The 16,078-nt window shown below is 39.0% G+C and carries 11 protein-coding genes and 2 tRNA genes; 8 read left to right on the top strand and 5 right to left on the bottom strand.

Going from position 1 to position 16,078, the window contains the following annotated elements:
• Positions 1–426 precede the first annotated feature (426 nt).
• From ACQ2HE_RS04650 to ACQ2HE_RS04630, 5 genes are all read left to right on the top strand, one after another.
• The gene (locus tag ACQ2HE_RS04650) at positions 427–1,812 is read left to right on the top strand and encodes a T9SS type A sorting domain-containing protein (protein ID WP_430897898.1); all 1,386 of its coding nucleotides are present in this window, start codon (positions 427–429) and stop codon (positions 1,810–1,812) included.
• Positions 1,813–2,127: 315 nt separating this feature from the next.
• Complete coding sequence (locus ACQ2HE_RS04645) at positions 2,128–3,522, top strand: T9SS type A sorting domain-containing protein (protein WP_430897900.1); 1,395 nt, start codon at positions 2,128–2,130, stop codon at positions 3,520–3,522.
• A 311-nt stretch (positions 3,523–3,833) separates the two neighbouring features.
• Entirely contained in the window at positions 3,834–5,210 is a 1,377-nt protein-coding gene (locus ACQ2HE_RS04640; protein ID WP_430897902.1) for a T9SS type A sorting domain-containing protein, read from the top strand.
• Positions 5,211–5,560: 350 nt separating this feature from the next.
• Positions 5,561–6,952 (top strand): T9SS type A sorting domain-containing protein, encoded by a 1,392-nt coding sequence (locus tag ACQ2HE_RS04635; protein WP_430897904.1) that lies wholly within the window; start codon positions 5,561–5,563, stop codon positions 6,950–6,952.
• 52 nt (positions 6,953–7,004) lie between these two features.
• Positions 7,005–8,423 (top strand): ATP-binding cassette domain-containing protein, encoded by a 1,419-nt coding sequence (locus tag ACQ2HE_RS04630; protein WP_430897906.1) that lies wholly within the window; start codon positions 7,005–7,007, stop codon positions 8,421–8,423.
• 32 nt (positions 8,424–8,455) lie between these two features.
• Here the strand turns inward: ACQ2HE_RS04630 and ACQ2HE_RS04625 are convergent.
• Positions 8,456–8,541, bottom strand: a tRNA-Phe gene (locus tag ACQ2HE_RS04625).
• A 203-nt stretch (positions 8,542–8,744) separates the two neighbouring features.
• Positions 8,745–8,819, bottom strand: a tRNA-Val gene (locus ACQ2HE_RS04620).
• A 184-nt stretch (positions 8,820–9,003) separates the two neighbouring features.
• On the opposite strand from ACQ2HE_RS04620, the gene ACQ2HE_RS04615 reads away from it, so the two are divergent.
• Both ACQ2HE_RS04615 and aat read left to right on the top strand, forming a co-directional pair.
• Positions 9,004–9,312: an ATP-dependent Clp protease adaptor ClpS gene (locus tag ACQ2HE_RS04615; protein ID WP_430897908.1), complete on the top strand. Its 309-nt coding sequence runs from the start codon at positions 9,004–9,006 to the stop codon at positions 9,310–9,312.
• A gap of 8 nt (positions 9,313–9,320) precedes the next feature.
• The gene (gene aat, locus ACQ2HE_RS04610; protein WP_430897910.1) at positions 9,321–9,977 is read left to right on the top strand and encodes a leucyl/phenylalanyl-tRNA--protein transferase; all 657 of its coding nucleotides are present in this window, start codon (positions 9,321–9,323) and stop codon (positions 9,975–9,977) included.
• On the opposite strand, the gene ACQ2HE_RS04605 is transcribed toward aat, so the two are convergent.
• From ACQ2HE_RS04605 to ACQ2HE_RS04595, 3 genes are read right to left on the bottom strand one after another with little or no spacing between them, the layout of a single operon-like run.
• On the bottom strand, positions 9,964–10,695 hold the full coding sequence (locus tag ACQ2HE_RS04605; protein WP_430897912.1) for an esterase family protein: 732 nt from the start codon (positions 10,693–10,695) through the stop codon (positions 9,964–9,966). The genes aat and ACQ2HE_RS04605 overlap by 14 nt on opposite strands.
• A gap of 40 nt (positions 10,696–10,735) precedes the next feature.
• Positions 10,736–11,245, bottom strand: a complete 510-nt coding sequence (locus tag ACQ2HE_RS04600; RefSeq protein WP_430897914.1) for a hypothetical protein — start codon at positions 11,243–11,245, stop codon at positions 10,736–10,738.
• Positions 11,242–12,621 (bottom strand): exonuclease domain-containing protein, encoded by a 1,380-nt coding sequence (locus tag ACQ2HE_RS04595; RefSeq protein ID WP_430897916.1) that lies wholly within the window; start codon positions 12,619–12,621, stop codon positions 11,242–11,244. Before ACQ2HE_RS04595 ends, ACQ2HE_RS04600 begins: the two co-directional genes overlap by 4 nt.
• A gap of 816 nt (positions 12,622–13,437) precedes the next feature.
• On the opposite strand from ACQ2HE_RS04595, the gene ACQ2HE_RS04590 reads away from it, so the two are divergent.
• Positions 13,438–16,062 (top strand): valine--tRNA ligase, encoded by a 2,625-nt coding sequence (locus ACQ2HE_RS04590; protein ID WP_430897918.1) that lies wholly within the window; start codon positions 13,438–13,440, stop codon positions 16,060–16,062.
• Positions 16,063–16,078 lie beyond the last annotated feature (16 nt).

Below are 16,078 nucleotides of genomic sequence, written 5' to 3'. Positions count from 1 at the left end.
AACTCTTATATACTTTATTTAGGCATTTGGAGGGAAATCTGGAGTTGGTATTAGGTGCAGAAAATACGGAGTTAAGGGCTAAACAGCACCCGAAAATGGGTAGTTTTTAAAAAATTAAAAAAAATGCTACCGCACAAAATGATGATTATCAACGGAAATTAGTTTTCTTCAGAAAACATCCGGCGTCATCGTAGATTTACTATTGCATTCCGTAATTCCTGTATCTATGTTTGTTGTGCAATCGATCGGAACCCTTTGAGAATAGAGACGCCTTAGTGCAAAGTAAAAACAAACTCTTAGCTCGCCTCCCCTTCCCAAAGATTTCCCCACGCATCAAAATCGAATTGCTCTAGTTGACCCTAGAAATTGCATCGTCCACTCGTATCCCTGAAAAATCAGTTTTTTTTAATCGTAACCTCTTTAAAAATGAAACTGATTTTATCTCGTACCCAAATTGCACTTTTAGTGCTTTTTACAAGCTTAACCGCTAATGTTTTTGGCCAAGCTTGTTTGTCTTCAACAACTATTTATGGTTTGAACAGCAGCGGTAATGTAAGAACAATTGACATTACAACCGGAGCTGTAGGTAGTTCTAACTTGAATTCTTCAAGTGTAGGTGCAAGTGCATCAAACGGTTTAGGCTACAATAACTTCAATGGTCGTTTCTATTATTTCAGAAGAAACCCTAATGGATCTGGCTCCGCTTTCGTGAGCTTCTCTCCAATTGTGTTGTTGAACAGCGAAACAACGCATGCTACCTTCCCCACTTCTGATAGAATTTTAACCGGATGTATAAGCTTTAATGGATTAGGATACTACTGCATTACTACAACCGGAGTATTGTATTATTATAATATTTCTGCAAATACTTGGACAGCAATTACCTCAAGTTTCCGTTTGAGCAACGGAACAGATATCACTTCCACTTTAACATCTTTGAGCGGTGGTGATATTGCGATCGATGGTTATGGTAAACTTTGGATTGTTGCTTCAAGCTCATCAAACTATTGCTTGTATAAGGTTACTAGCTCTTTACCAACCTCTGCAGTTGCGAGTTTAACTGTACAACAAATTATCGCTCCTACAACAACAACTCCTTCAGGTTCTGCTTTCGCCGGAATTTCTTTCAATCAAACCGGTCAAATTTTGCTCGGAACTTTAACTGATAACAGAATCTATAGATTGGAAAATAACTTGACCATGACACTCGTGGCTACCATGAGCTCACCGGGTTATGGCAACGACTTTACATCATGTGCATTTCCTTTGAGTGTATTACCTATTATCTGGAAAAGCTTTACAGTAACTACCAACAATAACACTGCATCGTTGAATTGGGTAATTGATGCTCAATCAAACGAAAAAGAATTCTATGTACAATCTAGCACCGATGGTACAAATTGGGTAGAAATGGGTAAAGTAGTTGCTAAAGCAAAAACAGGTAATGATCTTACTTATAATTTCACAACAGGAAGCATCGTTAATGGCAACAACTACTTTAGAGTGCGTCAAGTAGATATGGATAACAACGTAAGCTACTCTGAAATCAAAGTGGTGAATGTAACAAAAGCAGCGAAGATCAATTTCTGGCCTAATCCTGCTCAAGAATTCATCAACTTACAACACACAAAACAAATTACAACTGCAACAAAAGCACAGATCTTCGATCAAGCAGGACGTTTAGTAAAAGAAGCAACGATCCTTGCTGGTACAACTCAAGTGAACATCTCTAACTTAGTAAGCGGTTCTTACTACATCAGAGTTCAATTTGCAGATGGAGAAGTATTCAAGCAATTGTTTGTAAAGCAATAAAACATTTAAGATTAGAGGTTACAAGCCTGACGGATCAAGGGATCCTCAGGCTTTTTTATTTCCCACAATCACCAGAAAAAATCTCATGAAATTTCATGAGATTTTTTCTTTTTACTAAATCCAACTTGAACCTGTGCACGTATATAAATGCACACAAAATTTCTCATACAGGTTCTTACTTAGATCAATTGCACAAAATCCACTATCTAATTAACCAAGGTTCTCATTTCGATCATTGCATAGGATCCAATACACGTTTCGTATCCAAGTATTCTAGCAGAAAAATCAGTTTGTTTTAATCGTAAACCCAAAAAAATGAAACTGATTTCGTACTCATTTAAAGGAATTCTATTCTCCTTTTTTTCAATTATTTCGAGCTTAAACTTGAATGCACAGGTTTGTAATGGAACAACCGAAATTTATGGACTGACCAACAATGCCAGTGTTAGAAGAATTAATTACACTACCGGAGCTGTTGGAGCTTCAAATTTAAACGCCAACTCGTCTACTACCGCATCTATGTCGAATGGACTCGGTTACAACTCTTTCAATGGAAGGTTCTATTACTTTAGAAGAAATCCTGGCGGCACAACTCCTTCTTTTGTAAGCTTCTCTCCTATCGTTTTGCTGAATGGAGAAACGGTACATGCCAATTGCCCAACCACGAATACTGTTCTCACCGGTTGTGTAAGTTTTAACGGATTGGGATATTATTGTTTAGACAATACCGGCAAACTCTATTATTACAGAATTTCGAACAATACTTGGACATTGATTACATCTAGCCTTCGACTTAGTAATGGAACAGATGTAACTGCTACTATTTCGAATCTAAGTGGTGGGGATATTGCAATAGATGGACTTGGCAGTTTATGGATCGTTGCTTCCAGTGATACAAAGTATTGTTTGTACAAAGTTACTAGCGCCTTACCTACTACAGCTGTAGCAAGCTTAACAGTAAGTCAAATTGTATCGCCCAATACCAATACGCCTTCCGGTAGTGCTTTTGCCGGAATCTGCTTCAACGCTACCGGACAAATCATTCTCGGTACAAGAACAGACAATAGACTTTACCAATTGAACAACAACCTGAGCTTAACATTACTTTCAACCATGTCTATCAGTGGTTATGGAAATGATTTAACTTCTTGTGCATTTCCTTTAAGCGTTTTACCAATTGTTTGGAAAACTTATCAAGTTGTAGCGAACGCTAATGGATCTGCCTCAATCAATTGGCTCATTGCGGCAGAATCAAATGAAAAAGAATTCTATGTAGAAACAAGTACTAATGGAATCAACTGGACTGAACTTGGAAAAGTAAGCGCCAAGCCGAAAACCGGCACCGACTTAAATTACAGTTTCACCACGGCGAATGTGCTTAATGGAATCAATTACTTTAGAATTCGTCAAGTTGATTTGGATAACAATGTCAGCTATTCAGAAATCAAGACCCTGAACATTTCAAAAGAAGTAAAGGTTGAATTTTGGCCCAATCCGGCACAGGAATATGTAAACATTCGATATAACAAGCCAATGGGTATTACAACCAAAGCACAGATATTCGATCAAAGCGGTCGATTGATAAAGGAGTTAACACTTCAACAAGTGAGCACACAAATCAACATTTCGAATTTGGTAAGCGGCACCTATTTTGTAAAAGTGCAATTTTCAGATGGAGACACCTTTAAGCAATCGTTTATAAAACTATAGTAATAAGAGCGTTATACGATGAAGCCTGATCAGTCTTAGGATTGATCGGGTTTCTTCGTTTACAGTATTTTTTTTCAAAACATCGTAAATTTACTATTGCAATCCGTAAAAACTGATGTTACTTTTGTAGTGCAATCGATCGGAACCCTTTGAGAACAGAACACTACTTCACTTTCAGTCAGTAGATTCTACACCCTCCCATTGACTGGTTCCCCCAACATAATCCCATCCAATTTCCCGGTTTAACCAACGCGCACCATTTACCTTATCCCTGAAAAATCAGTTTTTTTTAATCGTAACACCCTTTAAAAATGAAACTGATTCGCATCAGTGCAATTATTGCACTAAACCTTATCAATGTATTTTCAGCAAACGCTCAAGTTTGTCTTACAGCCACAACAATTTTTGGAGTTAGTAGCAATGGTACAGTAAGATCCATCGACTACAACAACGGTTCAGTTGGTTCAACCAATTTAAACACTTCAAGTGGCTCACCATCTTCATCTAACAGTTTAGGCTACAACAATTCAAATGGAAAGTTCTACTATTTCAGAAGAATTCCGGGAACCGGCTCACCTTCAGAGTTTGTTTGTTTTACACCGTCTACACTTGGTGTTGGAAATACAGAAACATTGTTAGCCTCAAACCCAAGTACTGTAGCCATTGTAAGTGGATGTGTAAGTTCTAATGGTGCGGGATACTATTGTATTGATGCCAATGGAGTAATGTATTATTATAGAATTGCTACTAATACTTGGACAACCATCACCGATAAATTTAGATTGAGCAACGGAACGGAGGTCACTTCTGATTTCCAGAACAAAAGTGGTGATATGGTAATTGATGGAAATGGTCGTTTGTGGCTAATTGTGTCAACATCTAGTAGCTTTCAGCTTTATAGAATTGCTGCTTCTTTACCTACTTCAAATGTTAGTTCATTAACCGTAACACAAGTTATGGGCAATACATCTACGCCTAGTGGAAACGCATTTGCAGGGATTTGTTTTAATGGAACCGGCCAAATTATTATGGTAACATCAAATGGCCAGTTGTACCGCTTAGAAAACAACTTGACAGTGACTTATTTGTCTACCCTTACCATATCAAGCTACGCAAATGACTTAACATCTTGCTTATTCCCAATAGCTATTCTTCCTATTATTTGGAAGAATTATACCGTATCTGTTGCGAACAATGTTGCTAATTTGAGTTGGGTAATTGATGCTCAATCGAACGAAAAAGAATTTTATGTTGAAACGAGCACCGATGGTACCCATTGGACTGAATTGGGTAAAGTAGCGGCAAAAGCAAAAACGGGTAACGATTTAACGTACACATTTACTACTGGAAGCATTGTAAACGGCAATAACTATTTCAGAATCCGTCAGGTTGATATGGACAATAACATTGGATATTCAGAAATCAAAGTGGTAAATGTATCTAAAGCAGCGAAAATCAACTTGTGGCCCAACCCTGCTCAAGAATTCATCAACTTACAACACACCAAGCAAATAACAACTGCCACAAAAGCGCAAATCTTCGACCAAGCAGGACGTTTAGTAAAAGAAGCAACGATCTTAGCAGGCACAACTCAAGTGAACATCTCTAGCTTGGTAAGCGGTTCTTACTACATCAGAGTTCAATTTGCAGATGGAGAAGTATTCAAGCAATTGTTTGTAAAACAATAAAAATATAATTAGAGGTTACAAGCCTGATGGATCGAACGATCTTCAGGCTTTTTTTCGTTTCTACACCTTCGTTAATCTTTTGCAGTTCAGTCTACTAGACTAGAAAAATGAACTGGGATACAAGATTTCCTTTACTTGTTTTTAAGTATAAATTGTTTTTCAAGATGTTATTACAAATAATCAATTGAATTACATAGCCTATCAAATTCAATTTTATTAAACTATAAGCTCTAAACACTAAGTATAAACTAGTGTACTTGTATTGACGAATGTTTGACTATACTTTTACGAGTACGTATAAAATTCATCTTAGTTGTACCCGTCAGCTTTGATAATTTAACCCAACCCCTATGAGCCGTTTCTACAAAATATTTATCGGGTTAATTCTGTTGAACCTATTGCTATTGAGCCAATCGATAGCACAAGTTTGTAACAATGCAAACGAAGTGTATGTATTACGCTCATCCGGAAAAGTTCGAACAGCAGATATTAGTACAGGTACTGTAGGAAGTGTTGATTTAAATACCAGCGGTGGAAGTCCCTCTTCAGCAAATGCACTTGGATATAACGCATTTAATAACAAATTCTACTACTTTCGTCGAATACCGGGCACCGGTTCTCCCTCAGAATTTGTATGCTTTACACCGTCTACATCGGGATCTGGAAACAGTGAAACCTTGCTAGCTCAAAACCCCAGCTCTTCGAGTATCGTAAGTGGATGTGTAAGTTCCAACGGTGCAGGATATTATTGCATTGCCGGTGACGGCACTTTGTATTATTATAATATTGCAGCCAATACTTGGACAACGATATCAAATACCTACAAACTCTCCAATGGCACCGACGTAAGCAGCAACTTCCAAAACAAAAGTGGAGATATGGCCATTGATGGAAATGGAAAATTGTGGTTTATTCTTTCTTCAACCTCCGACTATATGCTTTATAAAATACCGGGAACTCTACCTACCTCAGCACAATCGTACATAACAGTATCGGAGGTAGTGGAATCAACTGCTACACCAACGAGCAGTCAATTTGCCGGTATTTGTTTCAATGCAACCGGTCAAATTATCATGATCAATGCTTCCGGGCGACTGTACAGATTGGAAAACAATTTATCATTGACTTTTCTTACTACTATTTCAAATACCAACTATAGTCAAGACTTGACTTCTTGTGCCTACCCAAACAGTGTATTGCCAATATTATGGCGTGAATTCACCGTATCGGTGAATAGCAATAATACAGCCAATTTGAATTGGAAAGTAGATGCCTCTTCAACTGAACGAGAATTTAAGGTTGAATTGAGCAATGATGGATCATCGTGGAGAACAGTTACTACAATACCGCCCTTCACTTCAACAACGGGCATGCGTTCTTACAGCATGAAGTTTGAAAATCTGAGTGAAGGAATCTACTATACTCGTATTCAAGGTTTAGATGAATCGGGCAATACAAGCTATTCTGTTGTTCGCCAGTTTACAATTACCGGCACTTCAAGAGTCCGGATTTGGCCCAACCCTTCGAAGAATCAATTGAATTTATTCATCGAAAACAATATTCCTGCTACAACTCCTGCGTTAATTTTTGATAAAACGGGTCGATTGCTATCTGAACAAAAAGTTCAGCAAGGAAAGAACACCTTGAATATTGACAAATTGCAGCCCGGTACTTATTTTATCAGTATTGAGTCTCCGGGAAATATGACGCCTTTCAAGCAGCTTTTTACCAAAGTGAATTAATAATTGTAAACTCGCATCTTTCTCTATTTTTGCTGTGTTTGAAAGCAGCATTATGATTGGATTTAAGAACATTCAAGTTAAAAAGCAAGGCAAGCTCGTTCTAGACATTGAATCTTGGAGCATTGAGAAAGGCGATCAATGGGCAATTGTAGGTGCTTCCGGTTCCGGAAAGACCACCCTTACAGAAGTAATCATGCACACAGTTCACTTCTCGGGAAGTTTAACATTCGGTAATGATGCTAAAAAAGTACTGGTAAAACAACAGCATCAATTTAAAAACAAATCAAACCTCAACGAGTTTTATTATCAACAACGGTATCAGAGCACCGACAACGAAGATGCTCAAACCGTTCAAGAAACATTAGAACCCTACGCCCATCATCCCCGGTACTCGTTTTATCTAGACTTGTTAAAAGTTGCCCCACTACTTGAAAAACAACTGATTTTACTTTCGAATGGAGAGAACAAGCGTTTACAACTTTTAAAAGCATTGTTGTTAGATCCTGAGTTTCTCATCTTAGACCAACCTTTCATTGGCTTGGACATTGCAACCAGAGCAACCTTGAATGAAACCCTAACCAATATCACTCAAAACGAAATTCAGGTTTTAGTGATCACTACTCCGGAGCATCTCCCCTCTTGCATTACACATGTTGGTGTACTAAACAATGGTAAGTTTGTAGAAAAGGGTGCAAAGGGAGCTATTAAATTCCAATCACCCACGATAAAAGTATCGAATGATCTTTGGGAACATTATTCAGAACTTGTAAAACCGATCGCAACTGAATTCAGCAATGCAATAAAAATGGACCGTGTTACAATTCAATATGGGAATAATACCATTTTAAAAAACGTAAGCTGGACGGTGGAGGCTGGAAGCAAATGGTTGTTGAAAGGAGAAAATGGAGCAGGAAAATCAACGCTACTAAGTTTGATCACAGCTGACAATCCGCAAGCTTATGCGAACCGAATTGAATTGTTTGACAAGAAGAAAGGAAGTGGTGAGAGTATTTGGGATATAAAAAAGAAGATTGGTTATGTATCACCCGAACTTCATTTACATTTTCCGCAGGTGCAAAGCGTTCGAGAGGTAATTGGCAGTGGCCTATTTGATACCATAGGGTTGTTTCGTCCGTTATCCGACGAGCAGGAACTGCTTGTTACAAAATGGATCAAGTTGTTTAATTTACTAGAAAATAGATTGCATTTACTGCAGCGATTGCCATTGGGAAAGCAGCGCCTTACCCTATTAGCTCGAGCTTTGATTAAAAACCCTCCACTTTTGGTTTTAGATGAACCTTGTCAGGGTATGGACCATGAACAAACACAATTCTTTCTCTCTATCATTGATACCATTGCTGCCCATACAAGCACTACTATTATTTATGTGAGTCATGTATTGGAGCAAACGCCGTCATGCATTGAGCGAACGGCTGTTATAGAGAAGGGAGAGTTGATGGTTTTGGACTAAGTAGTCAATGAAATACCTCTAACAAAATCTTGTGATGAGTTGACGGGTTCGAACCGCCGACCCTCCCGGCTCGCTTTAGGCGAGACGGGATGCTCTGAACCAGCTGAACGTAACGCACAACTTTTTCGCATACACACAAAAAAAACCATCAAGATTTTTGATGGGTTTTCTGCTTCGTGGGAGTTGACGGGTTCGAACCGCCGACCCTCCCGGCTCGCTTTAGGCGAGACGGGATGCTCTGAACCAGCTGAACGTAACGCACAACTTTTTCGCATACACACAAAAAAAACCATCAAGATTTTTGATGGGTTTTCTGCTTCGTGGGAGTTGACGGGTTCGAACCGCCGACCCTCTGCTTGTAAGGCAGATGCTCTGAACCAGCTGAGCTAAACTCCCTTTGTTTTTATTGGGAGTGCAAAGATAGGAAATCACGGTTTTACGCCAAATTTTTTTTACTTTTTTTTGTAAAAAACACCGAAAATTTATTGAAAATCAAATCCCACGGCGGTTTTTAGAAAGAAGCATTCTTTTCTTGTGTATGCCCTTTTAAAATGATATTTTTACGAAAATTCCAGGTTAAATGGCTGCAGTCTTTGCTAATACTAGAACACGTGAACAAGAAGATTTTGATGTTGAAACCCTCACTGCCCCACCGGAGAATTGGAGTTTGATTGTATGGAACGATGATGTAAACTCTTTCGAATGGGTTATCGAAACATTGATGGAAGTTTGCGGTCATTCAGCAGAACAAGCAGAACAATGTGCTTTTATCATCCATTTCAAAGGGAAATATGCCGTTAAAAACGGCGATTACGACGACCTTAAACCTCAGTGCGACGCTATCACAGAAAGAGGGATAGGCGCTACCCTGGAAGAAACCGTTTCCTAATTGCTTTTATGCCTATTTATGAATTGGACCACACCAACCGTTTCCCGCCAGTCCATCTCTCCGAGCCTGATGGGTTGTTAGCGATCGGTGGTGATCTCTCTCCCTCTCGACTTTTGAATGCATATCGCAGTGGCATTTTCCCTTGGTACAACGAACCCCCTATTTTATGGTATTGCCCTGACCCAAGATTCGTGCTGTTTCCCGGAGAACTCTATGTGAGCAAAAGCATGCTCCAACTTTTCAAAAAAAAGGCATTTGTTGTAACCATCAATAAATGTTTTACCGAAGTAATGCGCAATTGCAAAACGGTCCCCCGGAAGGATCAAGATGGCACCTGGATCAGTGAAGAAATTATCCAAGCCTACAGTAAACTTCATGAAATGGGACTTGCCCATAGTGTAGAAGTATGGAAAGACAGCGAACTGGTTGGCGGCCTATACGGTGTGCTTTTAGGTAAGGTTTTTTTCGGAGAAAGTATGTTTTCTCGAAGCAGTAATGCCAGCAAATACGGCTTTCTTTCTTACGTTCATTATTTACAAGAACAAGGTGTTGCTATGATCGATTGTCAAATATATTCTGAACATCTAGCAAGCCTCGGTGCGAGAATGATTGAACGCAATTTGTTTATTTCATTGTTAGATGAATTGATCCCTAAAAGCGAGTAGCAATATAGTGGGGTAACATCGCTCTCCAGGTAGGCCAATCATGATTCCAATCGGGTCCCCAATTATCTAATTCATACCAAATACCTTTGTCGTATAGAACCTTTGCAAAACGACCTGCTGATGCAGGATCTTCATGCGCACCGCTTCCGGTAAGAATATGAATATGACCTGATCTACGAATTTGCTCGAGCACATGATGATCCGTTAAATTAGGCATGTAATGCATTGGGCTATTGAAGTAAACATTATCGTCGTAATGTCCTTTGGTATATTCTGTTAAATCGTATACACCACTCATGGCAATCACGCCATTAATTAAATCAGGTCTTTTTAAGAAAAGATTCATACTGTGCAAAGCGCCAAATGAAGCACCACATGTAATGATTGGGGTATCTCCGCTAGTATGTGTTTTTATGAAAGGAATGACTTCATTGTAAACATAGTCGTTCCACTGTTGGTGACGAATTGATTTTTGAAAAGGATCAACATGATTGTTCATCCAGCTTTCATTGTTGATACTATCGATGGAAAACACTTTTACTTTCCCGGATTCAATAAATGGCTTTAAATAATCCATCAACTGAAATCGCTCATACTCCAAATAATCGGCTGCGGCTGTTGGAACCATTAATAAAGCAAATCCGTAGTGCCCATACATTGCAATCGGCATTTCCTTATTCAATGATGGACTGTACCAAGAAGTTAAATATCGATCCATTTGAGTGATTTTTACTAATATAGGAAGAAATCATTTCTACTCAATACAATTCTTTTTTCCATCCTCTTACACGATAGAAATGCAAGGTTTTGACTCTTAAATTTTCGTTTTCTACAAAAACTTTCTTGTAAGGTCTGAATTGCTGTTGTTGATCGAGAAATCCTACAATACATTCCAACCCGGACGCTCCTTTTTCAATTTTCACGTTTGGCCATATATTTAAATAAGGGATTGAAATGGTATCCGAAACTTGCAAGGTTTCATAGGTCATTTTCATCAAAAATCGCTGTGTAAATTTGGTTTCATACAGTTTAACAGAGAAATAAAAATCATTTAGTGGATCGTCTGTCTTCTTGCTGTAAGATGCTACCGCTTCTTTTTTAATTGAAGTGCGTTCTGAGGGAATAGAGTCTACCGAAACTACTGCAGTTTGGCTTTGCGAAGTATTCGATGGTGTAGATTCGTTTTGATTATTTGAAGCATTCGTACCACAGGCCACTAACAGCAGAATTGTGAAAAGTGCGTTAGTTTGAATCAGTGCTTTGCTCATGCTGTAATTTTAAGTTCTCGCTTTTTGTGGGGGCTTTTTTCAATGAAAGAATACACGAGCCCTCTGATATAATCATTCTCAGGATATAAAACAATGTGCTTTTTAATTTCTTCTACATCCAATACTTCTAATTCAGACGGCAAGTATCCCATCCCTATAAACCGTCCTTTTTCAATTAAAATGCAACTCAACTCATTGGCTTGATTACCTTCATCTAACACAGCAAATGTTGGCAGATTTTCATTCATGAACTCCAAAGCCTTCATTACACGCTTATTGTATTTTTCCGAAGACTCTTGTTGAACACAGGCACCTTTACAGGTCTTTTCTTCTAAGCCCACACAATCGATATCACCACTTTGCATAAAGCACAATTTGTTGCAGAGGTGGAACTCCTTGATCAACGATCGCAACAACTGATGTCCTTCCACCATTGTGCTAAAACTGTGAAGTGCCGGAATGTTTTTCTTTTTTTTATCTATCGCAAGTCTATAATACCCATTTCGGTCGTAGTATCCGTAGATCGCATAATTCGCAGTAAATCGTTTTTGGGCATTGTTATAAGGAGGCCATAATCGCTTAATCTCTATGCTTTCTAATATAAATGCCATCAATTCGGTTGGGCAAGATTGGTAGCTAATACTATGAATTGTTCTAAGAAAGTTTTGACGTTGTTTGCCTGCACCATTGTGTGTAAAATGGCTCCGAACTCGATATTTGAGGTTTTTGGCTTTTCCTACGTAAACGATCTTTCCTTTTTGATCGTGGAAATAATAAACTCCCGGTGTATAGGGCAGTTTTTCTACTTCTTCTTTTGGAAGATGTGGAGGTAAGCTTTGCTCTTTTGAGCCTTTTTTGAGCGATTGTTGAATATGAGGCTCCGCTCCGTTCTGAAGTAATAGATTGAAAAGTTGAGCAGTAGCATCAGCATCACCTCCGGCTCGGTGACGACCTTTTATGGGTATGGACAATTCTCTACAAATATTACCGAGACTATATGATGGTAGGTTCGGGAATACTTTTTTAGTTAGGCGTACAGTACACAATTTCGGGCGATTCAAATCGAAACCTGCAGCTTCTAAATGATGTTTTAAAAAAGAATAATCGAAGTTTACATTGTGGGCAACAAAAACAGCTTCTTTTAATAAATCGAAGATTTTGGGAGCTACTTCCTGAAATTCAGGGGCTTGTGCCACCATTTGAGGCGTAATACCGGTAAGGGCCTGAATGTAATGTGGTATGGCCCTAAGTGGTTTTATTAGGGTGGAATAACGCTCCATAATTGATGTTCCGTTGTGTAACACAATAGCAACCTCAGTTATGTCGTTATTAGAGGCATAACCTCCGGTGGTTTCTATGTCGACGATGGCGTACATAATTGAGGTATAAATTTAGGACAACCGGAGTAATCCCGTATATGAAAATTAAGATGCACTATTGGTTGGTTGCAAGCAACTTTTAATGCATTTGAAATATTTAGTCCACCTAGAACAAAGGATCCGTCCCTGTGCATTTTAAAACCATAAATCCATCTTCTATGCAAAAATTAAACTTGCAAAGTGTAGGAAGGAGCATCACGCACACGGCCATTGCTATTCTGTATTTTTCGGCCTTAGCAGTGTTCTCATTCTGGTTCACTAGTTAATTTTCCTTCTTTTACGCAAGGATAAGACAATACCCACGGCATCCGACTGTTGTGGGTATTTTTCTATTTTCTTAAATTCCCAAGGTGGGATTTGCAATTTCCATTCTTATTGCTATTTTTGCTGCAGAACAAGGCATTAGAACACCCTTAGCCTAGTAACAATTGATCGATTCCCTCTCTAAACCGCATTAGAACAGTAAAGTTACCGAATCACATTCCTCTGAAAACCAGTGAGTTAATTTCGTGCCCGGAACTTTTTAAACAAAATGCGTATGAAAAAGTCTAATTCGTTCCATTTGAGTGACACAGCAAGTGTAATCCTTATGGCTATTGGTTTTATGGGATTGGTGATGTTTTTGTCTTACTGCTACTGGTATCTGTAAGCCAATAAAAAGACCACATTACTCTGCAACCATAGAAAATGCGGCTGAATAAGCCCGCATAAAGAACTTTTGCATCCTCCAAAAAGGGGATGCTTTTTTATTTTAGGGCCTTATAGGTCGCTGACTTTCATTAATTTTGCACTCCCGAATAATGCATTCCCACTATGGAGTTAACTAAGAATTTTGAACACCAAACAGCCGAATCCAAATGGTATGAGTTTTGGCTCGAGAAAGGATATTTTAATAGTACCCCCGATGAGCGCCCGGCATATACCGTGGTAATTCCTCCCCCCAATGTAACCGGAGTGTTACACATGGGCCATTGCCTTAATAACACCATTCAAGATATTTTAGTACGAAGAGCGCGCATGCAAGGCAAGAATGCATGTTGGGTTCCTGGTACCGACCATGCTTCCATCGCTACAGAAGCAAAAGTTGTTCAAATGCTCCGCGAAAAAGGCATCCAAAAAGCAAGCTTGTCGAGAGATGAGTTTTTGAAATATGCTTGGGAATGGAAAGAAAAATATGGAGGAATCATTCTACAACAGTTACGCAAACTAGGCTGCTCGCTTGATTGGAATAGGACCTCATTCACCATGGACCCCGATTATTATGAATCGGTGATCAATGTATTCATAGATTTATACAACAAAGGATATATCTACCGTGGCAAAAGAATGATCAATTGGGATGTACGTGCCAAAACAGCTTTAAGTGATGAGGAGGTAATTCGCAAAGAAACCAATCAGAAACTCTATCATTTACAATATGAATTGGTAAATGCTCAAGGTGAATCATTGGGCAAAAAAATCACGATTGCAACAGTGCGTCCGGAAACCATCATGGGCGATACTGCCATCTGTGTACATCCTAAAGATGAACGCTACCTCGACCTACACGGTGCTTTTGCTAAAGTACCGTTGATTGGGCGTAAAATCCCCATTATTACAGATGACTATGTAACGATGGACTTTGGTACCGGCGCATTGAAAGTAACTCCGGCGCATGACGCAAACGACTACCAATTAGGCTTGAAACACCAATTGGAAGTGATCGATATTCTAAATGACGATGGTACGTTAAATGCCGATGCTCAGATTTTAATTGGGGAAGACCGATTTGAAGCAAGAAAGAAAATCATTCCACTTCTGGAAACAGCCGGTAACTTAGTTAAGATCGAAGACTACACCAGTGAAGTAGGCTATAGTGAAAGAACTGATGTTGTAGTAGAACCTCGCTTGAGTTTGCAATGGTGGGTAGATATGAAAAAAATATCAGGACCTGCCTTGGAAGCTGTAGTAAGTGATGATATCAAATTCTATCCGGTTAAATTTAAGAACCTGTATCGCCATTGGATGGAAAACATCAAAGATTGGTGCATCAGTCGCCAATTGTGGTGGGGGCATCGCATTCCTGCTTGGTACGATCAACATGGTAATGTATACGTAGCTGCCAGTTTAGAAGAAGCGAAGAAACAAGCCAGTTCAAAAGGGATCGTAGAAGCAGTATTGAGCCAAGATGAAGACTGTTTGGACACGTGGTTCTCGAGTTGGCTGTGGCCTTTTGAAGTTTTCAAAGGACTAAAGAATCCCGGCAATGCCGACCTGCAATACTACTATCCAACCAATACCTTGGTTACGGCACCTGAAATTATCTTTTTCTGGGTGGCCCGTATGATCATGGCCGGATATGAATATCAGGGCAAAAAGCCTTTCAATGAAGTGTATTTTACAGGTATCGTTCGTGATAAGTTAGGAAGAAAGATGAGTAAGAGTTTGGGGAATTCACCTGATCTCTTAAAACTCATTGACGATTATGGAGCCGATGCTTGTCGCTTTGGTATCATGATCTCCTCTCCTGCCGGAAACGATTTACTGTGGGACGAAAGCAGCAACGAACAAGGAAGAAACTTCAGCAATAAAATATGGAATGCCTTGAAGTTGGTGAAGATGTGGGAATCGAGAGTATCAGAAACAGAAGGCGATGCTTCTACTTTTGCTACCGAATGGTTTGAAAACCGTTTGGAACAAGTAAAACTTCAATTAGAAGAACAGTATACTGAGTTCAAGTTGAGTGAAGCATTAAAAACATTGTATTCACTGATCTGGGATGATTTCTGTAGTTGGTATTTGGAATGGGTAAAGCCCGGTTTCGAACAACCTATTTCAGCAACAGTATATAAGAAAACAGTAGGCTATTTTGAAGAACTATTGTTGTTGTTACACCCCTTCATGCCATTTATTACGGAAGAAATTTATCAGCAACTTGGAAGCAGAAAGGAAGGCGATGCCTTAACGATCAAGCAAATGACTGCGCCAAAATCTTTCAATGCTGGTATCTTAACTCAAGGAGAGCTTCTCAAATCGTATATTTCCGGCATTCGCGACATCCGCAACAAACAACAATTGAAACCGAAAGAAACCATTGAGTTGTCTGTTGAAACAGCTCAAACGGCCAATTTTGAAGGAATCAATGGCGTTCTTTGCAAGCAGGTAAATGCTACCAAGCTCGATTTTGTGAACACAGCTGTATCGGGTTCTTTCACTACTGTAATAGGAAAAGATACTTTCTATATTGTTTCTGAAAAACCTATTGATACTGCCAATCAAAAAGAAGAACTTTTAAAAGAGTTGGAATACCTAAAGGGCTTTCTTGCATCCGTAGAAAAGAAATTAAGCAACGAACGTTTTGTTCAAAATGCAAAACCGGAAGTTGTTGAATTAGAAAGAAGAAAGAAAGAAGATGCAGAAACGAAGATAAAAGTAATTGAAGCAAGCTTAGGCAACTAAAATTACCTAATAATAA

The sequence above is a fragment of the Endoryza foliicola genome (assembly GCF_050589245.1).
GTDB classification, from domain to species: Bacteria; Bacteroidota; Bacteroidia; order Chitinophagales; family Chitinophagaceae; genus Endoryza; species Endoryza foliicola.
Note: the sequence above shows the minus strand (reverse complement) of the source record. Positions and strands in the feature narration are given on the sequence as shown.

Coding starts and splice junctions, on each gene's coding strand:
- ACQ2HE_RS04650 (WP_430897898.1), top strand. CDS start 427: ATGAAACTGATTTTATCTCGTACCCAAATTGCACTTTTAGTGCTTTTT.
- ACQ2HE_RS04645 (WP_430897900.1), top strand. CDS start 2,128: ATGAAACTGATTTCGTACTCATTTAAAGGAATTCTATTCTCCTTTTTT.
- ACQ2HE_RS04640 (WP_430897902.1), top strand. CDS start 3,834: ATGAAACTGATTCGCATCAGTGCAATTATTGCACTAAACCTTATCAAT.
- ACQ2HE_RS04635 (WP_430897904.1), top strand. CDS start 5,561: ATGAGCCGTTTCTACAAAATATTTATCGGGTTAATTCTGTTGAACCTA.
- ACQ2HE_RS04630 (WP_430897906.1), top strand. CDS start 7,005: ATGATTGGATTTAAGAACATTCAAGTTAAAAAGCAAGGCAAGCTCGTT.
- ACQ2HE_RS04615 (WP_430897908.1), top strand. CDS start 9,004: ATGGCTGCAGTCTTTGCTAATACTAGAACACGTGAACAAGAAGATTTT.
- aat (WP_430897910.1), top strand. CDS start 9,321: ATGCCTATTTATGAATTGGACCACACCAACCGTTTCCCGCCAGTCCAT.
- ACQ2HE_RS04605 (WP_430897912.1), bottom strand. CDS start 10,695: ATGGATCGATATTTAACTTCTTGGTACAGTCCATCATTGAATAAGGAA.
- ACQ2HE_RS04600 (WP_430897914.1), bottom strand. CDS start 11,245: ATGAGCAAAGCACTGATTCAAACTAACGCACTTTTCACAATTCTGCTG.
- ACQ2HE_RS04595 (WP_430897916.1), bottom strand. CDS start 12,621: ATGTACGCCATCGTCGACATAGAAACCACCGGAGGTTATGCCTCTAAT.
- ACQ2HE_RS04590 (WP_430897918.1), top strand. CDS start 13,438: ATGGAGTTAACTAAGAATTTTGAACACCAAACAGCCGAATCCAAATGG.